Source organism: Uniformispora flossi, from assembly GCF_049534875.1.
Classification (GTDB): Bacteria; Actinomycetota; Actinomycetes; order Streptomycetales; family Streptomycetaceae; genus Yinghuangia; species Yinghuangia aomiensis.
In genome coordinates this window covers 898,227-919,683 of the sequence record NZ_JBMULZ010000001.1, presented here as the reverse complement: position 1 = coordinate 919,683, position 21,457 = coordinate 898,227, and the positions used below count along the sequence as shown (strand labels likewise).

The 21,457-nt window shown below is 71.6% G+C and carries 20 protein-coding genes; 11 read left to right on the top strand and 9 right to left on the bottom strand.

Annotated features, from left to right (window positions below; translation table 11 throughout):
- The 3 genes from ACPA54_RS04105 to ACPA54_RS04095 form a co-directional block, all read right to left on the bottom strand.
- Window positions 1-1,530 (bottom strand): Hsp70 family protein, encoded by a 1,530-nt coding sequence (locus tag ACPA54_RS04105; RefSeq protein ID WP_423526810.1) that lies wholly within the window; start codon window positions 1,528-1,530, stop codon window positions 1-3.
- Window positions 1,527-2,105, bottom strand: coding sequence for a nucleotide exchange factor GrpE (gene grpE / locus ACPA54_RS04100; RefSeq protein WP_423526808.1), 579 nt, complete (start codon window positions 2,103-2,105; stop codon window positions 1,527-1,529). Before grpE ends, ACPA54_RS04105 begins: the two co-directional genes overlap by 4 nt.
- Before the next feature lie 108 nt (window positions 2,106-2,213).
- Window positions 2,214-3,011, bottom strand: a complete 798-nt coding sequence (locus tag ACPA54_RS04095; RefSeq protein WP_423526806.1) for an SDR family oxidoreductase — start codon at window positions 3,009-3,011, stop codon at window positions 2,214-2,216.
- 421 nt (window positions 3,012-3,432) lie between these two features.
- Here ACPA54_RS04095 and ACPA54_RS04090 point away from each other — a divergent pair, with 421 nt between their 5' ends.
- Window positions 3,433-5,115, top strand: a complete 1,683-nt coding sequence (locus ACPA54_RS04090; RefSeq protein WP_423526804.1) for an MFS transporter — start codon at window positions 3,433-3,435, stop codon at window positions 5,113-5,115.
- A gap of 64 nt (window positions 5,116-5,179) precedes the next feature.
- On the opposite strand, the gene cysC is transcribed toward ACPA54_RS04090, so the two are convergent.
- The 4 genes from cysC to ACPA54_RS04070 all read right to left on the bottom strand — a co-directional run bounded on the left by cysC (window position 5,180) and on the right by ACPA54_RS04070 (window position 8,687).
- Entirely contained in the window at window positions 5,180-5,770 is a 591-nt protein-coding gene (gene cysC, locus ACPA54_RS04085) for an adenylyl-sulfate kinase (RefSeq protein WP_423526802.1), read from the bottom strand.
- A 130-nt stretch (window positions 5,771-5,900) separates the two neighbouring features.
- The gene (locus tag ACPA54_RS04080; RefSeq protein ID WP_423526800.1) at window positions 5,901-7,373 is read right to left on the bottom strand and encodes an MDR family MFS transporter; all 1,473 of its coding nucleotides are present in this window, start codon (window positions 7,371-7,373) and stop codon (window positions 5,901-5,903) included.
- 203 nt (window positions 7,374-7,576) lie between these two features.
- Entirely contained in the window at window positions 7,577-7,891 is a 315-nt protein-coding gene (locus tag ACPA54_RS04075) for a DUF2470 domain-containing protein (protein WP_423526798.1), read from the bottom strand.
- Between the two features lie 97 nt (window positions 7,892-7,988).
- On the bottom strand, window positions 7,989-8,687 hold the full coding sequence (locus tag ACPA54_RS04070) for a neocarzinostatin apoprotein domain-containing protein (RefSeq protein WP_423526796.1): 699 nt from the start codon (window positions 8,685-8,687) through the stop codon (window positions 7,989-7,991).
- 259 nt (window positions 8,688-8,946) lie between these two features.
- On the opposite strand from ACPA54_RS04070, the gene ACPA54_RS04065 reads away from it, so the two are divergent.
- The 6 genes from ACPA54_RS04065 to ACPA54_RS04040 all read left to right on the top strand — a co-directional run bounded on the left by ACPA54_RS04065 (window position 8,947) and on the right by ACPA54_RS04040 (window position 15,546).
- A complete protein-coding gene (locus ACPA54_RS04065) occupies window positions 8,947-9,630 on the top strand; it encodes a biliverdin-producing heme oxygenase (protein WP_423526794.1) in 684 nt (227 codons plus the stop codon).
- A 119-nt stretch (window positions 9,631-9,749) separates the two neighbouring features.
- The gene (locus tag ACPA54_RS04060) at window positions 9,750-10,709 is read left to right on the top strand and encodes an ABC transporter permease (RefSeq protein WP_423526792.1); all 960 of its coding nucleotides are present in this window, start codon (window positions 9,750-9,752) and stop codon (window positions 10,707-10,709) included.
- Entirely contained in the window at window positions 10,702-11,763 is a 1,062-nt protein-coding gene (locus tag ACPA54_RS04055; RefSeq protein WP_423526790.1) for an ABC transporter permease, read from the top strand. Before ACPA54_RS04060 ends, ACPA54_RS04055 begins: the two co-directional genes overlap by 8 nt.
- Window positions 11,760-13,382, top strand: a complete 1,623-nt coding sequence (locus ACPA54_RS04050) for an ABC transporter substrate-binding protein (protein ID WP_423526788.1) — start codon at window positions 11,760-11,762, stop codon at window positions 13,380-13,382. The genes ACPA54_RS04055 and ACPA54_RS04050 overlap by 4 nt, the downstream gene beginning before the upstream one ends.
- Before the next feature lie 83 nt (window positions 13,383-13,465).
- Window positions 13,466-14,506 carry an ABC transporter ATP-binding protein gene (locus ACPA54_RS04045; RefSeq protein WP_423526786.1) on the top strand — a complete coding sequence of 347 codons (1,041 nt, stop codon included), beginning with the start codon at window positions 13,466-13,468 and terminating at the stop codon, window positions 14,504-14,506.
- Window positions 14,503-15,546, top strand: a complete 1,044-nt coding sequence (locus tag ACPA54_RS04040; protein WP_423526784.1) for an oligopeptide/dipeptide ABC transporter ATP-binding protein — start codon at window positions 14,503-14,505, stop codon at window positions 15,544-15,546. Before ACPA54_RS04045 ends, ACPA54_RS04040 begins: the two co-directional genes overlap by 4 nt.
- Window positions 15,547-15,582: 36 nt before the next feature.
- Here ACPA54_RS04040 and ACPA54_RS04035 read toward each other — a convergent pair whose 3' ends face one another.
- Together ACPA54_RS04035 and ACPA54_RS04030 are read right to left on the bottom strand one after the other, a co-directional pair.
- Complete coding sequence (locus ACPA54_RS04035) at window positions 15,583-16,146, bottom strand: Uma2 family endonuclease (protein ID WP_423526780.1); 564 nt, start codon at window positions 16,144-16,146, stop codon at window positions 15,583-15,585.
- Between the two features lie 116 nt (window positions 16,147-16,262).
- Window positions 16,263-16,679 (bottom strand): pyridoxamine 5'-phosphate oxidase family protein, encoded by a 417-nt coding sequence (locus ACPA54_RS04030; RefSeq protein ID WP_423526778.1) that lies wholly within the window; start codon window positions 16,677-16,679, stop codon window positions 16,263-16,265.
- Window positions 16,680-17,274: 595 nt separating this feature from the next.
- On the opposite strand from ACPA54_RS04030, the gene hpnC reads away from it, so the two are divergent.
- The 4 genes from hpnC to ACPA54_RS04010 are packed head-to-tail and all read left to right on the top strand — an operon-like array spanning window position 17,275 to window position 21,457.
- Window positions 17,275-18,081, top strand: a complete 807-nt coding sequence (gene hpnC / locus ACPA54_RS04025) for a squalene synthase HpnC (protein ID WP_423526890.1) — start codon at window positions 17,275-17,277, stop codon at window positions 18,079-18,081.
- Between the two features lie 9 nt (window positions 18,082-18,090).
- On the top strand, window positions 18,091-19,011 hold the full coding sequence (hpnD, locus tag ACPA54_RS04020) for a presqualene diphosphate synthase HpnD (RefSeq protein ID WP_423526776.1): 921 nt from the start codon (window positions 18,091-18,093) through the stop codon (window positions 19,009-19,011).
- A 35-nt stretch (window positions 19,012-19,046) separates the two neighbouring features.
- Complete coding sequence (gene hpnE, locus ACPA54_RS04015; RefSeq protein ID WP_423526774.1) at window positions 19,047-20,435, top strand: hydroxysqualene dehydroxylase HpnE; 1,389 nt, start codon at window positions 19,047-19,049, stop codon at window positions 20,433-20,435.
- Window positions 20,432-21,457, top strand: coding sequence for a polyprenyl synthetase family protein (locus ACPA54_RS04010; RefSeq protein ID WP_423526772.1), 1,026 nt, complete (start codon window positions 20,432-20,434; stop codon window positions 21,455-21,457). Before hpnE ends, ACPA54_RS04010 begins: the two co-directional genes overlap by 4 nt.

Below are 21,457 nucleotides of genomic sequence, written 5' to 3'. Positions count from 1 at the left end.
TCACTCCACTTCGTGGTCGAAGGTCAGCTCCCGTCCGGTGCGGGTCTCGACCGCGCGGACCGTGAGGACCCCGTCGGGGCCTATGCCGAAGCTGATGCGCAGCGGCCAGCCGGCCGGGCGCGGCTCGGAGAACACCAGCGTGCGGTCCACGACCGCACGGCAGTCCTCGAGGTCGGCGGACAGGTCCTTGCTGGCCTGCTCGTAGACGCGCACGTCGACGCCGGGCTGCTCGTCGGAGACGGTCGCGTAGTCGTGCTCCTCGGCGAACGGCAGCGCCTCGCCCGCGGTGATGAGGTGGTCGAACCGGAGCTTGTCGCGGCGGCCGCCGAGATAGCAGGCGACGCCGTAGGCGCGGGTGGTCGTGCGGACGACCTTGGCGATCATGATCCGCTCGACCTCGTCGCGGGTCAGGTCGGTCGCCCGCGCGAGTTCCGCGGCGCCGCCCTCGTTGCCCGACGCGTTGAGCCGCCGCAGTTCCTCTTCCAAGGCGAACCGGGCCGCGCCGAACGCGACGGCGAGATCCGGCTTGTAGTGCCGGGCGTCCAGGCCGAGGTCGGCGGCGAGGCGCGCGGCCACCGCGGGCATGCGGGTCGACCCGCCCACCAGCAGCACGTCGTCGACCTTGTCGACGCCGCGGCTGCGGGCCTGGTCGAGGGTCTCGCGGACCAGGTCGACGGTCTGCCGCAGCAGGTCCTCGGTGATGCTCTCGAATTCGTCGCGGGTCAGTTCGACGGTGGTCGTGCGGCCGTCGTGGCGCACCCGGACGGTGTGCGCCACCTTGTCGGACAGCTTGCGCTTGGCCTCCTCGGCGTCCCGCCGCATCTCGGCCTCGGTCTCCGGATCGTCGAACGGGTCCGACACGTCCGGGTGTTCGCTGCGGAACCGGTCGCCGAGCAGCTCCACGATCCGCCGGTCCCAGTCGGCGCCGCCGAGTTCGTGGTCGCCGTCGGTGTAGACCTCCTGGAAGCCTTCGGGGCCCATGCGCAGCACGGTGGCGTCGAACGTGCCGCCGCCCAGGTCGTACACGAGGACGGTGCGCTGCCCTTCGGTGTGCACGCCGAACGCGAAGGCGGCCGCGAGCGGCTCGTTGAGGATGTCGATGACGTCGAGCCCGGCCAGCCGCCCGGCCTCGCGGGTGGCTTCGCGTTCCTGCGTACCGAAATACGCGGGAACGGTGATGACGGCCTTCTCCACCTCGTGCCCGCCCTCGCGGCGGGCGTCGTCGACGAGCTTGCGCAGGATCAGCGCGGAGATCGACGCGGGGGAGTGCACCACGCCGTCGAAGTCGTAGGGGACGTCCAGGCCCATCTGCCGCTTGATCAGCGTGACGACCTTGTCCGGCTCGACGATCGCGCTCTCCTGCGCCGTGCGCCCGACGATGGGCTGCCGGCCGGGGCCGCCGAAGTACACCGCGGACGGCGTGGTGTCCTCGCCCTCGCTGTTGCGCAGGGCGACCGGCTGGCCGTTGGCGTCGATCGTGGCGAGGACCGAGTAGGTGGTCCCCAGGTCGATCCCGTAGACGGGACTCATGGCGTGTCCTCTCGGGGAGCCGGGGCGGGCGGCGGTTCGGGTGTCGCCGGGGGGACGCGGGCCACCACCACGTCGGCCTTCTTGAGCACCCGGCCGTTTCCGGCCACCGCGAACCCGCCCGTGCGGACCTCGGCGAGGGTGTCGTGGGCGTCCGGGTCGGCGGTGTCGGCGACCGCCGCGGGCTGGTGCCGGGCGGAGTCGAAGGAGTCGCCGGGTGCGGCGTGGACCGTCTCGACGCCGACGCGCTCCAGGATGTCCACGGTGTCGTCGGCGAACCCGGCGAGCAGGTCGGCGGTGCCGGCGTCGCCGCGGGCCGCGGCTTGCCGGGCCTGGCGGCGGAGCTGGTCGTGGTGCCGGATCAGCGCGGTGCGCGCGGCGGAAAAGAACGCGTCGGCTTCGCCGCGGCGCAGGAGCTGGTTCTCGTCGTGCAGCCGCTCGACGGCCCGCCGGTGCTTGTCGGCCGTCCGGGACGCGGCTTCGACCGCGCCGCGTAACGCGGCGAGTTCGTGCCGTAGCGCGGCGCCGTCGAGGTCGCCCGGCGGGCGCCCTTCGCCGTCGTCGTTTCCCCCGTCCATGGCGTTCCCCTCAGACCGGCCGAGCCGTGCCGTGCGAGTGATCCGCGAACCGGACTCAGCGTAGCGCCAAGTGGCAGGGAGCGATCAGGAATTGGTGGATCTTCGGGGTCAGCCGCGACCTGCGGCCGGATCCCGGAAACCCTCCGGCGGACGCACTCCGCCGGCCGGTCCGGGCACCCCGCGGAACGCATACGGAACGGGTTCGCGCCCCGCCTGCACCACCCATGCGCGGCCGGTCTCCTCGGACGCCACACAGCCCAGCACCGCGGCCGCCACGTCGTCCGCGCGCAGCAGCGGCATCCCGGCGGCTTCGAGGACGGCCTTGGCGCCGCCCAGGAGCGGCGTATCGGTCAGTCCCGGGCACACCGCGTGAATCGTGATGCCCTCGGCGGCCAGATCGGGCGCGAGAGCCCGCACAAGGCCGATCACCGCGTGCTTGGTCGCCGTGTAGATCGGATCGCGGGGGAGGGGCAGCAAACCGGCCAGCGACGACGTCGCCACCAGACGGCCGCCGCCGCGCCGCGCGAGCGCGGGGAGGAGCGCGCGGGCGCCGAACACCACGCCGTCGACGTTGATCGCCATGATCCGGCGGTACGCCTCGTCGGTCAGCTCCGCGATTCCGGCGCCGCCGGTGTCGACGCCCGCATTGAGGAATCCGATGTCGATCCCGCCGTGCGATGCCTCGACCATGGCAACGGCACGTGTCCACGCGTCGGAGGACGTCACGTCCAGTTCCACGTAGTCCGCGCCGAGTTCCCCGGCTGCCCGCCGGCCGGCCGCGGCATCGCGGTCGGCGACCACGACCCGCGCGCCCGCGCCCGCGAGGGCCCGGCAGGCGGCGTAGCCGATGCCCGAGGCACCCCCGGTGACCAGGGCGACCTTGCCGTCGATGGAGTACGGCGCCACGGTGTCTCCTCGCGTCCGGCGCGTCGGCCAACCAGGGATTGTGCTCTATGACCGGCATCACGTCCAGACCTTGACTTACGGCCCTTGCGAGTGGTGCGCTTTCATCTGACGGTACGTCAGCTAGTGGCCGCGGTCACAAGATGAGACACATCGACAAAGAGTCGCCTCTTGTGTCTTCACAGCGCCGTCACAACATGCTAAACACTGTCAATCACTCGGATCGGATCCCCACAACCAGGGGTTCGGTTGGCAGCTCCCGGAGCGCTGAACCGGCCGTCCGTCCACTCACGTACGTCAAAAGCGGACACGTGCGCCTTCGCCGGCGAAGCGATGGTGACACGTGTCACGTGCACGCCTGGCTTCACACAGTAGGCACACAGCTCCATGTACAGCACTTTGCACAGAGAACGGACAGGCCCTCATGTCTGAGACCGCAGCAAATCCGGCAGGACCTCCACGTCAGGTCTCGGACGACGACACCGGGCGCCTCGACGGCGTCTCCAAGGGCCGTCTCTTCGCGATTCTCGCGATCATCGTCATGTTCTCCGAGGTCGTCCCTCTCCAATACGCGATGATCTCCGCGGCGGTTCCCAAGATCGCCCCTTCGTTCCCGTCCGCGGGTGAAGGCATCTCGTGGATGATCGTCATCCTCGGCCTCACCGGCGGCGCCGTGAGCCCGCTCATCGGCAAGCTGTCCGACCTGTACGGCAAGAAGCGCATGCTGCTGGCGTGCAGCGTCGCCTTCCTCGCCGGCACGGTGCTGTGTGCCACCACCAGCACGTGGTCGCTGTTCCTGGTCGGCCGCGCCCTGCAGGCCGTCGCGTTCGGCATGACGGCCATCGTCTACGGCCTCATCCGCGACCTCATGCCGCGCAAGTTCGTGCCGGTCGCCATCGGCGTCTCGGCCACCGGCCTCGGCCTGTCGGCCGCGCTCGCGCCGGTCCTCGGCGGCGTGCTCACCGACCACTACTCGTGGCGGTCGCTGTTCTGGTTCCTCGCGATCTTCATGCTGGTGGCCATCCCGCTGCTGATGGCGTTCGTGCCGGAGACCAAGCTCCGCGTGCAGCAGAAGCTCGACTACGTCGGCGCGGTCATCCTCGGCATCGGCCTCGCGATGATCCTGCTCTACATCAGCCAGGGCGAGAACTGGGGCTGGGGCGAGCCCACCGCTTGGGGCTACGCGGTCGGCGGCGTCGCCGTCATCGGCCTGTGGGTCGTGTGGGAGAAGCGCCAGAGCGACCCGCTGATCGACCTCAAGCTGCTCACCGCGCCCAAGGTCGCGGCGGTCCTCGCCATCGCCTTCCTGGCGAACATGATCATCGGCATCCAGAACTACCTGACGTCGTACATGGCGCAGGCCTACCAGGCCGACGATATCCACAACCTGGTCATGTCCAAGGCAGCTGCCGCGAAGGGTGTGCCGCCGGAGCAGATCCCGGCAGCGCTGCCGCAGATGGCGCCGCTGTTCACTTGGAACGACTCGCTGGACTACGCGCTCGGCTTCTCGATGCTCGCGATGGCCCTGCACCTGGCCCTCTGGCAGTCGATCGGCAGCATGGTCTCCGGCCCGCTCGCCGGGGCCTGGGGCCAGAAGTCGGGCCTGCGCAGGCCGATGATGGCGGGCATGAGCCTGCTGGCCCTCGGCATGGTGATGTACGTCTTCCTGCACAACAACTGGCAGGTCATGCTGATCTGCGGCATCGTCTACGGCCTCGGCTTCGGCATGTACTACGCGGCCGCGCCGAACCTCATGATCGAAGCGGTCCCGCAGGAGCAGCAGGGCATCGCGTCCAGCATGCTGGTCGTCGCCCAGTCGTTCGGTGCCTCGGTCGGCGTCGCGTTCCTGTCGCCGATCTTCACCCGCAACGCGTTCGAGTTCACGGCCCTGGACCCGGCCACCGGCAAGTCCATGACCGCCCCGATCGCACAGGTCTACACCGAGAACGCCTACGTGCAGGGCTTCTGGCTCGCCCTCGTCGCGGGCCTCATCGGCCTGGCGATCGCGATCGTCATGAAGCACGGCCGCACCAAGGCCACCGGCGGCATCGGCCACCTCGACGACGCGCCGAGCGGCGAGGCGGCGAAGGAAGCCGTCTCCGCCTGACGCGCCGCTGACAACGAAGGCGCCCCCGGGAGGGAACTCCCGGGGGCGCCTTCGGCGTTCGGTGTCAGCCGGCCAGCACGCGGTCCAGCTCGGCGATCAGCAGCGCGGCCTGCGCCTCGGGGCCGCCGTGCTCGGGGGTGAGCCGGACCTCGGGGGACAGCGGGGCTTCGTAGGGGGCGTCGATGCCGGTGAAGTCGCGGATCTCGCCGGCCCGGGCCTTGGCGTACAGGCCCTTCGGGTCGCGGCGTTCGCACTCCTCGATCGGGGTGTCGACGAAGCACTCCAGGAACGGCAGGCCGTCCTTGACGTGCAGCTCGCGCGCCCGGTCGCGGTCCGCGCGGTAGGGGCTGATGACCGGCACGAGCACGACCACCCCGGCGTCCGCGAACAGCCGGGCGACCTCGCTCACCCGCCGGATGTTCTCGGTGCGGTCGGCCTCGCCGAAGCCGAGGTCGGCGTTGAGCCCGTGCCGCAGGTTGTCGCCGTCCAGCCGGTACGCGGTGATCCCGCGCTCCACCAGCAGCCGTTCCGCGACCACCGACACCGTGGACTTGCCGGACCCGGACAGCCCGGTGAACCAGACCGTGGCACCCCGCGCGGGGCGCTCGCCGCGCTCCACCCCGCCGTGCCAGACAACGTTCGTACTACCGGTCATGACGCTCCGTCCCACATAAGCCGCCTCCGAAGCGGGACGTTACCGGCACGGTGCGCCGAAGTGATCGGCCGCCCCGGGCAAAGCGACCGATCACACAGCGACGCCACAGGGCGGCGTCGGCGGGCCGCGGTCAGACCGCGACCGCGTCCTCCGCTGGCTCCGGCTTCTCCTCCACCGGGACGATCTTGCGCATGGTCGCCTCGGCGTCCTTGTCGCGGATGGTGAGGGCGGCCAGGGCGCCGACCAGGGCGATGCCCGCGGCGGTCCAGAAGGCCGCGCGGTAGGCGTCCATGTTGGGGACCGGGGCGCCGCCGCCGGGGCCCGCGGTGACGAGGCCGACGCCCGCCATCACGGTGGACAGGACGGCCACGCCGAGGGCCGAGCCGATCTGGCGCTGGGTGCTGAACAGCGTGGACGCGCTGCCGCTGTCCTGCGGCAGCGTCTTGGCGAACGCGGCGGCCTGCATCGGGATCATGTTGAAGGCCAGCGCGATGCCGGTGAAGAAGAGGATGCCGACGAAGACCACCGGCGAGGTGTCCGCGGTGACCCGGGTCAGCATGACCGCGGCGGCCGCGATACCGACCAGGCCGGCGACCATCAGGCGGCGCGGGCCGATCTTCGGGTAGATCCGCGACACGACCTGCGACGTGATCATCACGCCGAGCGCCTCGGGGAAGGTCAGCAGGCCGGTCTTGAGCGCCGACCAGCCGAACGCGTTCTGGCACATCAGCGGGTACACGAACAGCAGGCCGAGGAACCCGGCTGCGGCGAGCAGCGACACCACGTTGGTGCTGACGAACAGCCGGTCGGAGAACAGCCGCAGGTTGAGGATCGGCTGCGCGGACCGCAGTCCGTGCCACACCATCGCGGCCAGGAGTACCGCGCCGCCGATTCCGGCGCCGAGGATGCCGAGCGTGCCCCAGCCCTTGTCCGAGCCCTCGCTGAGCGCGTACATGAGGAGCGCGAGGCCCGCGCCGGACAGCACGAACCCGGCGATGTCGAAGCGTCCGGCGGCCGGCTCGCGGTGGTCCTTCAGGAACAGCGCGCCGAACACCAGCGCGACCGCGCCGACCGGCAGGTTGATGAAGAACACCCAGTGCCACGACGCCTTGTCGACGAGCAGACCGCCGAGCACCGGCCCGAGCGCGGGCGCGATGGCCGTCGGGATCATGAGCACGCGCGACGCCCGGACGCGCTCCTCGGGCGGGAAGACCCGGAACATCATCGCCATGCCGACCGGGGTGAGCATGCCGCCGCCGACGCCCTGGAGGATGCGGAACAGCACCAGCTGGTCGAGGTTCTGCGCGAGCCCGCACAGCGCGGACGCGCCGGTGAAGATGGCCAGCGCGAGCAGGAAGATCCGCTTCGTGCCGAAGCGGTCGCCGAGCCAGCCGGACGCGGGGATGAACACCGCGAGGCTGACCAGGTAGCCGACCGAGACGGTGCCCAGCTGCGACGCGGCGACGCCGAAGTCCTTGCCGATCGCGGGCAGCGCGACGTTGATGATCGTGATGTCGAGAATGTTGACGAACATCGCGGCGACGAACACGACGCCGACCACGATCTTCTGGTCGAACTTGGGCAATCGACTGGCTATGGCCATGGGCGAGCGGCTCCAGGGGTTCGTGCGGAACGTACGGCGGCTGCGGAGGCGGAGGCGCACGAACCGAATCCCGGGTGCGTACCTGCGCGTCGGTCCGCAACGCCGCGGGCCCTGCGGGAAATTCCCGCAGGGCCCGGTCGGCCGGTGAAATGTGCGCCGGGTCACGCGTGCGCCGCGCGATCCGGATACGCCCCGGACGCTGTCTAGTGCTCGCCCTCCTGGCGCGGCTCCACGCCGAGCTTGGCGCATGCCTCCTGGTAGAGCCGGACGACCTCGACGCGCACCTCGCGGCGCTCGGTGAGCGGCCTCGACCAGGGCACCCGCACCTCGGCCTCGGCGCCGCCGACGGCCGCGGCGAAGTCCGCGCCGTCGCCGTCCAGGCCGGTCATCCGCGCCGACGCGGCATCGTCCGGGCCGCCGAAGGCGCGCACGATGAGCAGGTTGTCCTCGGGGTGGTCGACGTTCATGTGCGTGCAGATCGCCGTGACGACGTCGGGCGGGAAGGGGTTCGCGGTCATGGTCGCCTCCGGGGTCCTGGCAAGACGGGCAAGACGGGCAAGACAGGCAGGATGGGCAGGATGGGCAGGTCGGGCAAGGGCGGTCGGGATCTGCGGTTCAGCTCGCGCCGCGGCGGCGGAAGAAGAACACCCCGGCGCCGCCGGCGACCACGACCACACCCGCCACCACGCCGATGATCAGCCCGGTGTTCGAGTCGGAGTCGTCGTCGGACGACGCGGCGGCGTTGTCGGCCGGAGCCGACGCGGCCGCGGAGGGTGCGGCGGCCGCCGGGGCGCTCGCGGCGCCGGCCGGTGCGGTGGCACCCGGCGCGCCCGCGTTCTCCTGCGGCTTGCTCGGCAGCGTCGGCGCGACACCGCCGGTGAAGCCGATCGCCGCCAAGGCCTCCTGGGTGCGGTCCTTGCCGTTGCCCATCCGGCTGGTCTGCACGGCGCACGGCGTGGCGGTGCAGTCGGTCTGGCCGAACTTGGCCACCAGCTTCACGTCCGCGACGAAGCCGCCGCCCGCATCGACGGTGGCCATCTTGTAGTTGGCCATGTCACACGCCTTGCCGGCCGGCTGCGCCGGGTCGCACACCGCGACGAACACCTGGATGCCCGGCGCGAAGCCCTTGCCGGTCACCGTCACGTTCTCGCCGGCGGGATCCAGACCGGTCGACTTGGACACCGTGAGCGCGGCGCCTTCCGCGCGCGCGGGGGCCGCGCCCAGCACGAGGGCGGCGGCGAGGCACGCCACCGTGAAGGACAAGAAGGCGAAGATCCCCGCGGCGCCGCGGCGCGCGGACAGGATTGTGGTCACGGTGCTAACTCCCAGGTCAACGGCCTGTACTCCGGCGTACGTTCGTTGCAGAGGTTAGGCTACCCTCATCTCCATGGCGAGCTTCCCCGGGGGCCTCGTGCGAGGTCTCCCGATGCCCCAGGATGCACCGCCGACATCATTCCGACAAGATGTCGGCAAGTTCTTGACGGCACCGTACGGACCCGAACAGACTGCGGAGCGGCAGCTTGTCGCACCGAGGCTGTTTCGCGCCTTTTGTGCCGTTCCAAGGGGACTCACCATGACCACGACCGAAACCACCGAGCAGACCGCCGAGACGTTCTCCGCGGCCATTCGCAGGCGTTCCTGGGCGGGCCACCAGAGCGCCGAGGGCGAGGGCTTCCTCGAGGTCCTGATGAAGGGTCAGCTGACGCGCGACGGCTACACGGCCATGGTCGCGCAGCACTACTGGGCCTACGAGGTCCTGGAAGAGGCCGCCGCGGTCATGCGCGGCAACGCGGTCGCCGCGCCGTTCTGCCCGCCGGTGCTGGACCGCATGGCGGCGCTGGACGCCGACATGGCGCACCTGGCCGGCGACGGCTGGCAGGAGATGTTCCCGGCGAGCCCGTCCACGGAGCGCTACATCGCCCGCATACGGGAGACGTGCTTCGACTGGCCCGGCGGCTTCGTCGCGCACCACTACACGCGCTACCTCGGCGACATGTCGGGCGGCCAGCACATCGCCAAGCTCATGCGCCGGCACTTCGGCCTGGAAGGCAACCAGGGCACCGCGTTCTACGACTTCGAGGCGGTCGGCGACCTCGACGCCTTCAAGAACGACTACCGCGCCGCGCTCGACAGCGCCCCGTGGGACGACGACGAAAAGGAACGGATCATCCAGGAAGTGCTGTACGCCTACGAGGTCAACGGCGCCGTGCTGCGCGACCTGGGCGACGAAATGGAACAGTGGCGCAAGACGGGCTGACCCCCGTCGTCCGCGCGCACTGGCCGTGGGGTGGGATACCGGAGTAGACCGGTACCCCGCCCCACACGGTGACCGGGCCCCGTCCCCGGTGCGGAAGCGGCAGACAACAGGAGCGGAACATGGGCACGTACATCCTGCGGCGCGCACTCGGCGTGCTCGTGGTGATGTTCGCCGTCGTCACCGGCATGTTCCTGCTGCTGCACGCATCGCCGGTCTCGCCCGTCAACCAGCTCGCCCCGCAGGTCGCCGCGGACCCCGTCGCGCGCGCCGCGGTCGAGCACCGGATGGGCCTCGACCGGCCGCTGCTCGTGCAGTACGGCGACTACCTCGGCGGACTCCTCACCGGAGACATGGGCGAATCCCTGTACGACGGCTCCTCGGTCGCCGACCAGGTCGGCCGCGCCCTGCCGGTCTCCCTCGAACTCGGCTTCCTGGCCACCGTCCTGGCCGGCATACCCGCGCTGCTCCTCGGCACCTGGTCGGCCCTGCGCCAAGGACGCGCGGTGGACCGCGCCACCCGGGTCCTCACCGTCCTGGCGATGTCGCTGCCCGGCTACTGGCTGGCGGTCGTCCTCATGGTGATGGTCGACGACCCCGACTTCCTGCCCGGTGCGGGCGGGTTCGTGCACTTCACCGACGACCCCGCGCGCAACCTGCAAGTCCTCTTGCTCCCCGCGCTGGTCCTGGGCCTCGCCGCCTTCGCGATGGTGACCCGGTCGCTGCGCGGCGGACTCGTCGAGGCGTACGCCTCCGACCACGTGGCGTTCGCCCGCGCGATGGGCTCCTCCCGCCTCGACGTGCTGCGACGCGTCGCGCTGCGCGGCGCCGTCGTGCCGACGCTCACCGTCGCGGGCGTGCTGATCGGCGGCCTGCTCTCCGGCACCGTGCTCGTCGAGAACGTGTTCCAGATCCCCGGGCTCGGCCAGCTCATGGTCACCGCCTTCCAACGCCAGGACTACCAGCTCGCGCTCGGCGGGTGCGTCGCGACCGCGGCGATCTTCCTCCTGCTCAACCTGGTCGTCGACCTGCTGTACCTGGTCGTGGACCCGCGCACCCGACAGGGGCTGGCCCGTGCCTGACCGAACCCCGCACCCGCGCCGCACCCCCCGCGACACCCCGCGCGCGGCCTCCGGCGCGGCCGCACACCTGCGGCGGCTCGGCGTCTCCGGCTGGACCGGCCTCGTCCTGGTCCTCGGCTACCTGCTGATCGCCACCGTCGGCCGGCTGCACGGCAGCCCCACCGAACTCGTCACGCTCGGCCCGGAAGCACCCTCGTCGGCGCACCCGTTCGGCACCGACCACCTGGGCCGCGACCTGCTGGCGCGCACCGCGGAGGGCGCCTGGACGTCGCTGTGGATCTGCGTCACGTCGATCGGCTTCGCGCTGGTCGTCGGCACCGCGATCGGGGTCCTCGCGGGCTACCGGTACGGGGGCCGCCTCGACGGCCTGCTCATGCGCAGCGTGGAAACCGTGCAGGCACTCCCGCAGTTCATCTTCGTGATGTTCGTCATCGGCCTCATGGGCACCGGCGACATGCACTTCGGGCCGGTGACGGTCGGCAACGGGCTGCGCATCGCGCTGGCGATCGGCGTCGGCTTCGTGCCGTACTTCGCCCGCGTCGCCCGCGCCGCCACGGTCGTGGAGATGCGCGAGGACTACGTGGTCAACCTGCGCGGCCTCGGCGTCCCGCCGCGCGAGATCCTCTTCCGCGAGGTGCTCGTCAACGTCCTGCCGCCGGTCCTCGGCCAGGCGTTCCTGGCGATGGCCATCGCGGTGTTCGCGGAAGGCGGCCTGAGCTTCCTCGGCCTCGGCGTCCCCGCGCCGCACGCCACGCTCGGCAACCTCGTCGCGGACGCCGGCGGGCAGATCCTCGGCGACGCGTGGTGGTACGCCACGCTGCCCGGCGCGGTGCTCGTCCTCGGCATCCTCGGCTTCAACCTGCTCGGCGAGGCGTACGGCGAACGCGGCCGGAACCGGAAGGTCCGGCCCGCACGTTCGACCGGCACGCCCGGACAGCCCGGCAACACCGGCGAGACCGGACAACCCGGCAAGCCCGGCAAGCCCGGCAAGCCCGGCGACACCAGCACGATCGGCGGCCGGTCCGCCACGTACGCGACGGAGGAGACCACGTGACGCGGGCCCGCACCAGCACCGCCGGACCCGGCCCCGAAGCCGGTCCCAGCCGCCGCGGATTCCTCGGCCTGGGCGCCGCCCTCGCGGTGGGCGGCACCGGCTTCCTGACCGCGTGCTCGAAAGAGGACTCGGCGGGCCGGGTCGCCGACCGGCACAAGGACGGCGTCCTGCGCATCGGCGTCGCCGCCGCGCCCAGCAGCCTCAACCCGCTCGACTCGGGCGCCGAGGTCACGCGGTGGATCGCCGAGCCGGTGATGGAGAGCCTGTACGCGTACGACAGCCGACTCGACTCGGCGCCGCTGCTCGCCGAGGGCGAACCGGAGATCTCCGCCGACAAGCTCACCTGGACGATCCGCCTCAAGCAGGGCGTCCTCTGGCACAACGGCGACCCGTTCACCGCCGACGACGTGGTCGCCACGCTCGCCCACATGCTCGACACGTCCGCGGGCAGCGAGTGGATCACCTACATGCTCGGCTACGTGCAGCGGTTCGAGAAGGCCGACCCGCAGACCGTCCGCATCATCCTCGCCAAGCCCTACGGCCTGCTGCGCTCGCACCTGACGAACCTGCCGGTCACCCACAAAAACTTCGTGGACCGCAAGGACACCATGATGGGGACCGGGCCCTACAAGCTCGACTCCTACGTGGCCGGGCAGAGCTTCACCATGTCGAAGTTCGACCGCTACCACGGCGGCCAGTACCGCGCGCCGTTCGCCGACATGCCCGGCGGCGCGGCGTTCGGCGGCATCCAGTACACGGTCTTCACCGACGCCAACACCCGCGCGGTTAGCCTCAAGCAGGGCAAGGTCGACCTGGTCACCGCCCCGGCCAACACCACGCTGCCGGTCCTCGCCAAGGAGAAGGGGCTCACCCTCGTCTCCACGGTCGCGCCGCTGGACGTGCTGACGTACGTGATGCTCCAGCGCGCGCCGTTCGACAACGCCGACTTCCGCAAGGCCGTCGCCTACTCGATGGACCGCGACGGCGTGCTCCAGCGCGTGTACGGCGGCAAGGGCAGCATCGGCCAAGGCCCGATCGGCCCCGGTGAGGCGGGCTACCAGCCGCTGAGCGTCTTCCCGGCGACGCCCGACCTGGCCAAGGCGAAGGCGTTCCTCGACAAGTCCGGCATCGCCAAGCCGTCGTTCACGCTCACCGTCGGCGCGAGCCAGACCGTCCGCGACATCGCGCAGGTCCTGGTCGCCGGATGGGCGAAGATCGGCATCGACGTCCGCATCGAGCAGCTGCCCGGCGGGCCTTGGTCCAACAAGTGGCTGTCGCGCGACTACGACATGCTCATGAACACCTTCATGTCCGGCTTCACGTCGGGCCCGGCGAACTACCTGACGCTGGCCCCCGCCTCCTCGACGAACGTGCTCGCCTGCGGGTACACCAATCCCGAGGTGGACAAGGCCATCGACACCGTGTGGCAGACCGCCGACCAGAACGAGCGCGTGCAAGCCCTCGCCACCGTCGACCGGGCCCTCGCCGAGGACGCGGTCATCTTCCCGCCGGTCTACCCCGAACTCGTCGTCGCCCAGCGCAACGAACTCAGCCCGCTCAACCGCGACCTGCTCAAGGTCTGCCGCCTCTCGCCGCAGACGCTGCGCTTCACCGGCTGACCGGCCCGAACCGGAGGACCACCCCGCAGTTCACCGGCACCCGAACGCACTCGCCGCACCCCCGCCGACGGACGGATCCACCCATGGCCACGACACTCGGACCGGGCACGCCGCCCGCCGCGGCCGCCCACCCGGACGACGCCGCGCGCCCCGCGCCGCCCGAACCCCTGCTGCGCGTCCGCGACCTCTCCGTCACCTATCCCTCCGCGAGGGGGCCGGTGACCGCCGTCCGCGACGTCTCCTTCGCCGTCCGCCCCGGCGAAATCCTGGGCCTGGTAGGGGAGTCCGGCAGCGGCAAGAGCAGCGTGTGCACGGCCGTCATGGGCCTCCTCCCGGACGGCACCCGCCGCGACGCCGCCGAGATCGCCTTCGAAGGCCGCGACCTCGCCCGGCTCCGCGACCGCGACATGCGGCGCCTCCGCGGCCGCCGCATCGCCCTCGTCCCCCAGCAGCCCATGACCTCGCTCTCGCCCACCACCCCGGTCGGCCGGCAACTGCGCTGGTACCTTGGCGGCCGGCTCGACGACCCCGCGGTGCGCGGTCTGCTCGCCGAGATCGGCCTCGGCCCGGTCCTCGACCGCCCCCGCGACCTGCCCGGCGCGTTCTCCGGCGGCCAGCTCCAACGCCTGGTCATCGCCGTGGCCGCACTGTCCCACCGCCCGGCGCTGCTGCTCGCCGACGAGCCGACCACCACCCTGGACGCCACCGTGCAGGCGCAGGTCCTCAAGCTCCTGCTGACGCTGCGCGAACAGCTCGGCCTGGCAATGCTCTACGTCTCCCACGACCTCGCCGTGGTCGGCCAGATCTGCGATCGCGTCGGCGTGATGTACGGCGGCCGCCTCGTGGAAACCGCCCCCGTCGCCGAGCTGTTCGCGAACCCGCGGCACCCCTACACGCGCGCCTTGGTCGCGTCGATGCCGTCGACCACCCCGGCGGACGAGCCGCTGCGCCCGATCCCGGGCACCGCCGAAGGCGCGAACGCGCTCGCCGGCTGCCCGTTCGCGCCGCGCTGCCCGGACGTCGTGGACGCGTGCCGGACGGCGATGCCGGCCACCCGCCGGATCGGTGCGGGAACGGTGGCGTGCCACACGGCGGACTACGAGGACGAGGACGAGGCGACATGACCGGCATCGCACAGCCGCGCAAGGAGCAGGCCGCCCCCGGCCGCACCCCGCTGCTCGCCGCCACGGGCCTGCGGCGCTACTTCCCGGTGCCGCGCGGACTCGGCAAGCGCGGTCCCGCCGCGCAGGTGCACGCCGTCGAGGACGTGTCGTTCGACGTCGCCGCGGGCGAAATCCTGGCCGTGGTGGGGGAGTCCGGGTGCGGCAAGTCGACGGTGGCACGCATGCTCGCCGGGCTCTCCGAGCCGACCGGCGGCACCGTCGCCCTCGACGGCCGCGACTTGCCCGCCCGGCGCGGCGCCGCCGACCAGCGCCTCGTGCAGCTGGTGACGCAGAACCCGCGCGCCGCCTTCAACCGCCGCCGCGGCATCCGCCACGCGCTCCACCAGCCGTTGCGTGTTCACGGTCTGGCCGCGGGCAAGGACGAGCGGGAGAAGGCGGCGCTGGACGCGATCCGCCGGGTGGGCCTGTCCGAGGAGCACCTCGACCGCATGCCGAGCGACCTGAGCGGCGGCGAGCTGGCCCGTCTGGTGCTCGCCCGTGCGCTGCTGGTGGGCCCGCGCGTGCTGGTGCTCGACGAGCCCACCGCGAGCCTGGACGCGAGCGTGAAGGCCACCGTCGTCAACCTGCTGCTGCGGCTGCGCGACGAGCTGGGCCTGGCGATCGTGCTGATCACCCACGAGATCGACATCGCCCGGCGGCTCGCCGACCGGGCGGCCGTGATGTACCTGGGCCGGATCGCCGAGATCGGGCCCGCCGCGGAAGTCCTGCACGAGCCCACACACCCCTACGCCCGCATGCTGCTCGCCAGCGTCCCCGAACCGGACCTGACCCGCACCGGTCCCGCCCGGGCCGCCGACGCCGTGGCGGGGGCGACGGGGGAGGTGCCCTCGGCCGTGGAGCCGCCGCCGGGCTGCGCCTTCCACCCGCGCTGCCCGCTGGCGACCGCGGAGTGCGCCGTGGACGTCCCGGAGCCGCGGCTGCTGGGCGGGGTGACGGCGGCTTGCCACCACGCGGCGGACAATGCGGTTGTGGAGGGTTAGGAGGGCTGCGCCCACCGCCGCCCGGTTGAGTGGGCCTCAGCGGTGCACGAGCCGGGCGGGATCGATGTCGAAGGCAAACGGCTCGGTGGCGGCGGTGGTTTCGCCGGCCTGCACGAGGCGGTCGGCGTAGGTACCGCGGTCGAGGCTTCCGAGGTAGAGGCGGGGTGCGGGTTCGAGCTCAAGGCGCCAGTAATGCGGGATGCCCGCCGCCGCGTACAGCGCGGGCTTCATTTTCCGGTCGGCGACCCGGGTCGACGGAGAAGCGATCTCGACGACCAGCACGACGTCGGCAGCGTGCAGGGTGGCACCGGCGGCTGCGGCGGCCTCCTCGTCGGCGACCACCAGGTCGGGGATGAGCAGGCCGTCCGGGATGACGACGTTGACCGCGTCGAGCACTTCGAGGGGCGCCGAGGCGGCCTCGATGGCGGCGTCCAGGAGGAGGTGGAGGCGATGACCGGCTCGTTGGTGCGGGACGCCGGGGCTGGGGCTCATCAGGAGGGCTCCCCCGACCAACTCGATGCGGTTCCGGGGGTCTTCGGGCAGGGCCAGGACGTCGTCCAGCGTCCACGGTCCGTGATGCTCGGCTGCTGTACCACTCACCGGTCTCCTTCACCTCCTTGGGTGCTGCCCGCCAGTGTCGCTCTTCGAAGGGGGCGTTGTCGCCTCGGTCACACGTTCGTGTGGCCCGCGCCCGGCGCAGATCTCCGGACGCCCGGCTAGTACCCCACCCGCCGCCCCGTCACGATCTCCGCCTCCACCCGGAAGAGGACCGCTTCGGGGCCCCAGGGGCGGGGCAGAAGGCCGTCGAGGCGGGTGATCTCCGCCACGTTGTCGACGCGCGTCGCGTGGCCGGTGACGGTCGCCGTCCAGCCGGTGCCGTCGACGGCGTCGTACTCGTCGGCCTCGAAGGCGACCACGGTGTTGTGCAATGCGGCGGCCAATCGTTGGTCGGCCACGATGCGGAACACCACGTCGGCGCCGTCGAAGAGGAAATGCACCGGGCGAATGGCCGGCAGCGCGCCTTCGGTGAATACCACGCGCCCGACCGGCACGCCGGCCATCAGCCGGAGCGCCTCGACGGCGGTGAGCTGTTCGACGGTCGGCGCAGATGCCGACACGGGTGTGGTCCTCATGTGTTCCAGCATGGCCTCGCGTGCGGTTCGGCAATTAGGGGCGAAGGTCCCGCTTTGCCGATGGCGAGTTTCCCGAATGGCCGTTTGTTGCCCCCGTCGGAATTAACGGAATCCCAACCTCCGGTTGGCCGACGGGCGTGTGCGTCGCACCGTCGCGCGGAAAACCGCGGAAAATCGCAATGCCCCGGTGAAACCGCCGCCGAGGCCCCCGCGTCCTGACTGCCAAGGGGGTGACTACGCGCCCGCGCAGCTGTGGATAGCGGGATCCGATGCCGTGGATTTCGGTGGCGTTTCGGTCGGAATGGTGCGTGGAATCGTACTGACACGCGTCAGCCCGGTGCTTGATCGGCCCATCGCTGATCAGGCAAGCTGAACCGTCAGACCGACCGGGACACGCCGAGTTCCTGGCCAACTGTCGTGTTGGAGCCGTTGCCGTCCGCTGCCGTCCGCAGCCGCCGGGGACGCGGTTCACAGCAGTCCAGGGAGAGAGATGGAGCGCAATTCCGGCGTTCATGCAGGTTGCGATGACACCGGAGGCGACCCGGCGGCGGCTGCCGTCGTGCCCGACCGGGCGGTCGTCGACCCGGCGGTGGTCATGGCCCAGGCCAAGGACGAGAACTTCCCCGTCGCCTCGCGCGTGCTGCGCCCCGAGCACCGCCGCCACCTGCTCGCGGTGTACGGCTTCGCGCGGCTCGTCGACGACATCGGCGACGAGGCCCAGGGGGACCGGCTCGCCCAGCTCGATGCGGTCGAGGACGACGTGCGCCGGATCTACGCGGGGAGCGACCCGCGGCTGGACGTGCTGCGCCCGCTGCGCGGCACGGTCGAAGCCGTCGGCCTGCCCGCCGACCCGCTGGTCGCGCTGATCGAGGCGAACCGCCAGGACCAGCGCGTGGCGCGTTACGAGACGTTCGACGACCTGGTCGCCTACTGCAAGCTCTCCGCCGACCCCGTCGGCCGGATCGTCCTGTACGTCTTCGGCAAGGCGGACGACTGGCGCTTCGCCCGCAGCGACGAGATCTGCACCGCACTGCAGATCGCCGAGCACCTGCAGGACGTCGGCGAGGACTTCGGCAAGGGCCGGATCTACCTGCCGGCCGAGGACATGACCCGGTTCGGAGTCGCGGAAAGCGATCTGAAAGCCTCTACCGCAGGTCCCGACCTGCGAAAACTGGTTGCGTTCGAGGCCGCACGCGCGGCTAACCTGCTCCGCGCCGGTGCCCCGCTGGTCCATTCGCTGCGCGGGCGCGAACGCCTCGCGGTCGCGGGGTTCACGGCCGGGGGACGAGCGGCATTGGCGGCCATCGCCGCCGCGGACCACGACGTACTGGGGCAGCGCCCCAGACCCGGCAAGGCCGGCCTGCTGCGGGAAGTCGTCCGCGTGCTGGCCCGGAAACGGTGAAGGAGCGATATGGATGTAGACGCCTCGTACGCCTACTGCGAGCGGCTTACCCGTAACCAGGCGCGCAACTTCTACTACGGCATCCGGCTGCTGCCCGAACCCAAACGCCTGGCGCTCAGCGCCGTCTACGCGTTCGCCCGCGAAGTTGACGACATCGGCGACGGCGACCTGCCGCTGGAGACCAAGATCTCCGAACTCGCGCGGATGCGCGCTCAGCTCCAGGACCTCGACGCGTACCGGGACCCGGTCTGCGCGGCCCTCGGCGACGCCGCCCGCCGCTACCCCATCCCGCTGTCCGCGCTCGACGAGCTGATCGACGGCGTCGAGATGGACCTGAAAGAGACGCAGTACCACACGTTCGACCAATTGGTCGTGTACTGCCGCTGCGTCGCGGGCGCGGTCGGCCGGCTGTCGCTGGCCATCTTCGGGTCCGCCGATCCGGAGCGCGCCCCCGAACTGGCCGACACGCTCGGCCTGGCCCTCCAGGTGACCAACATCCTCCGCGACATCAAGGAGGACAAGGAGAACGGCCGGGTCTACCTGCCGCGCGAGGACCTCGCCAAGTTCGGCCTGGAAGACGCCTGGGAGGCCGACGGAACGTTCGTGCCCGGCGCCGCCTTCGACGACCTGGTGCGCTTCGAGGGCGAGCGCGCTCGCCGGCTGTTCGACGAGGGCCTGCGCCTGCTCCCGCTGCTCGACCGGCGCAGTGCCGCGTGCACGGGTGCGATGGCGGGCATCTACCGGCGCCTGCTGACCCGCATCGTGGCCGAGCCGTCCCTGGTTCTGGAAGGCCGCCAGTCGCTGCCCGGCTGGGAGAAAGCGGAGATCGCGGTACGCGGTTTGTCCGGTTTGCCGGTGGGTGAGCGATCCGCTTTCCAGAAAATTCATCGCGTGGGGAACACGAACCGGGGAAAAACCATTCAAGGGTGAGTAGGCCGAGTGATCATCTGGGTACGTGAGGGCTCATGACACGTCGTCTGATCGTGGTGGGAGGGGGACTCGCCGGCATCACCGCCGCGCTGGCCGCGGCTGATGCGGGCATGTCGGTGACCCTGCTGGAAGGCCGCCCCAGACTCGGCGGGGCCACCTTCTCGTTCCGCCGCGACGGCCGCTGGCTGGACAACGGGCAGCACGTGTTCCTGCGCTGCTGCACCGCGTACCGCAGCTTCCTCGACCGGATCGGCACCGCCCACCTCGTCGAACTCCAGGACCGGCTGGACGTCCCGGTGCTGACCCCGTGGGGCACGACCGGACGGCTGCACCGCTCCGGGCTGCCGTCGCCCCTGCACCTGTCCGCCGCGCTCTCCCGCTACCCGTTCCTCACCCTCGCCGGACGCGCCCGGGTCGGCGTCGCCGCGATGGCCCTCAAACGCCTCGACCCGGACGACCCCAAGCTCGACGAGACCACGTTCGGCGCCTGGCTGGACCGCTTCGGCGTCACCGACCGCGAACGCGCCGCGATGTGGGACCTGGTCGGCGTCGCCACCCTCAACCTCACCGCCGAGCACGCCTCGCTCGCGATGGCCGTCAAGGTCTTCCGCACCGGGCTGCTCGACACCAACGACGGCGCGGACATCGGCTGGAGCCGCGTCCCCCTGCAGCAGCTGCACGGCGACGCCGCGCAGCGCGCGCTGGAGGATGCCAAGGTCGACGTCCGGCTCCGCACCCGCGTCTCGGCGCTCGACGTGCTGCCCGACGGCGGCTTCACCGTCGCGGCCGACGGCGCCACGGTGTCCGGCGACGCGGTCGTGCTGGCCGTCCCGCACGAGGACGCCGCCCGCCTGCTGCCGCCCGGCGCCCTCCTCCTCGGCGACCGGCCCGCCGACCCGACCGTGCTGGCCGGGCTGGGCAGTTCGCCCATCGTCAACCTGCACGTCGTCTACGACCGGCCGGTCTTCGACCACGAGTTCGCCGCCGGGCTCGCCAGCCCGGTGCAGTGGGTCTTCGACCGCAGTGCCAACCTCGGCCTGCCGCGCGGCCGCTACCTCGCGGTCTCCAACTCCGCGGCGGACGCCGAGATCGACATGACGCACCAGCAACTGCGCGAGCGGTACCTGCCCGCGCTCGAACGCCTGCTCCCCGCCGCTCGCGACGCGCGCGTCGAGGAGTTCGTCGTGACCAAAGAACGCACGGCGACCTTCCGTGCCGCCCCGGGCTCCGGACGGCTGCGGCCGTACGCGCACACGGCTGTCCCGGGCCTCGCCCTGGCCGGCGCGTGGACCGCCACCGGCTGGCCCGCGACGATGGAAGGCGCCGTCCGCAGCGGCCTGGCCGCTGCCGAAGCCACGATTCCCGGGCGTGTTCTGCCGACGACCCCGCCAGGTGCTTTCCCGGAGAGGACGACGACACCGTGACCGTAGCCGACAGCTCCCTCGCGCCCGTTGTACTGGACCGCGCCCGAGAGGCCACGCAGCCCGCGCTGCGCGCGGCCGTGGCGCGGCTCGAACCGCCGCTCGCCAAGGTGAGCGCGTACCACATGGGCTGGGTGGACGTGCAAGGCCGCCCGGTGCCCGGCAACGGCGGAAAGGCCCTGCGCCCCGCCCTCGCCCTGCTGTCCGCGGAAGCGGTCGGCGCGCCGGTCGAGTTGGGCGTGCCCGGCGCGGTCGGCGTCGAACTCGTGCACAACTTCTCGCTGTTGCACGACGACCTGATGGACGGCGACGAGGAACGCAGACATCGCCCCACGGCCTGGAAGGCGTTCGGGCCCGGCCTCGCGGTGCTGGCCGGCGACGGCCTGCTCGTGCTGGCCGAGCAGGTGCTGATGGAGTCCGCCGGGCAGGGCGCCCGCGCCGCCAAGCTGCTCACCGACGCGACCGCGGCGCTCATCGACGGCCAGTCGCAGGACCTGTCGTTCGAGACGCGGATGGACGTCACCGTCGACGAGTGCCTCGCCATGGCGGGCAACAAGACCGGTGCGCTGCTCGCCGCGGCCAGCGCGATCGGCGCCGCGCTCGCGGGCACGGACCAGACCGTGGTCGACAAGCTCTACGGCTTCGGCCACAACCTCGGCATCGCGTTCCAGGCGGTCGACGACCTGCTCGGCATCTGGGGCCGCCCCGAGGTGACCGGCAAGTCCGCGTGGAACGACCTGCGGCAGCGGAAGAAGTCCGTCCCGGTCGTCGCCGCCCTCAACTCCGGCCATGCGGAAGCCGGCCGACTTGCCGAACTGTACGTCTCCCCCGGCGAACTGACTGAGAGTCAGCTCGACGCCGCGGCCCGGCTCATCGAAGACGCCGGCGGCCGCGAGCGCACCGAGGCGGAGGCGCAGCGGCACCTGGAACTTGCCCTTGGTTGCCTCGACGGACTCGGTATCCCGGAGGTGACGCGTACCGACCTGGCGGCCTTGGCGGCATTCACTACGACTCGGGAGTTGTGA

What these genes read in the sequence shown, in the direction of transcription:
- ACPA54_RS04105 (WP_423526810.1), bottom strand. Translation starts at nt 1,530, where the DNA reads ATGAGTCCCGTCTACGGGATCGACCTGGGGACCACCTACTCGGTCCTC.
- grpE (WP_423526808.1), bottom strand. Translation starts at nt 2,105, where the DNA reads ATGGACGGGGGAAACGACGACGGCGAAGGGCGCCCGCCGGGCGACCTC.
- ACPA54_RS04090 (WP_423526804.1), top strand. Translation starts at nt 3,433, where the DNA reads ATGTCTGAGACCGCAGCAAATCCGGCAGGACCTCCACGTCAGGTCTCG.
- cysC (WP_423526802.1), bottom strand. Translation starts at nt 5,770, where the DNA reads ATGACCGGTAGTACGAACGTTGTCTGGCACGGCGGGGTGGAGCGCGGC.
- ACPA54_RS04080 (WP_423526800.1), bottom strand. Translation starts at nt 7,373, where the DNA reads ATGGCCATAGCCAGTCGATTGCCCAAGTTCGACCAGAAGATCGTGGTC.
- ACPA54_RS04075 (WP_423526798.1), bottom strand. Translation starts at nt 7,891, where the DNA reads ATGACCGCGAACCCCTTCCCGCCCGACGTCGTCACGGCGATCTGCACG.
- ACPA54_RS04065 (WP_423526794.1), top strand. Translation starts at nt 8,947, where the DNA reads ATGACCACGACCGAAACCACCGAGCAGACCGCCGAGACGTTCTCCGCG.
- ACPA54_RS04060 (WP_423526792.1), top strand. Translation starts at nt 9,750, where the DNA reads ATGGGCACGTACATCCTGCGGCGCGCACTCGGCGTGCTCGTGGTGATG.
- ACPA54_RS04045 (WP_423526786.1), top strand. Translation starts at nt 13,466, where the DNA reads ATGGCCACGACACTCGGACCGGGCACGCCGCCCGCCGCGGCCGCCCAC.
- ACPA54_RS04040 (WP_423526784.1), top strand. Translation starts at nt 14,503, where the DNA reads ATGACCGGCATCGCACAGCCGCGCAAGGAGCAGGCCGCCCCCGGCCGC.
- ACPA54_RS04030 (WP_423526778.1), bottom strand. Translation starts at nt 16,679, where the DNA reads ATGAGGACCACACCCGTGTCGGCATCTGCGCCGACCGTCGAACAGCTC.
- hpnC (WP_423526890.1), top strand. Translation starts at nt 17,275, where the DNA reads ATGGCCCAGGCCAAGGACGAGAACTTCCCCGTCGCCTCGCGCGTGCTG.
- hpnD (WP_423526776.1), top strand. Translation starts at nt 18,091, where the DNA reads ATGGATGTAGACGCCTCGTACGCCTACTGCGAGCGGCTTACCCGTAAC.
- hpnE (WP_423526774.1), top strand. Translation starts at nt 19,047, where the DNA reads ATGACACGTCGTCTGATCGTGGTGGGAGGGGGACTCGCCGGCATCACC.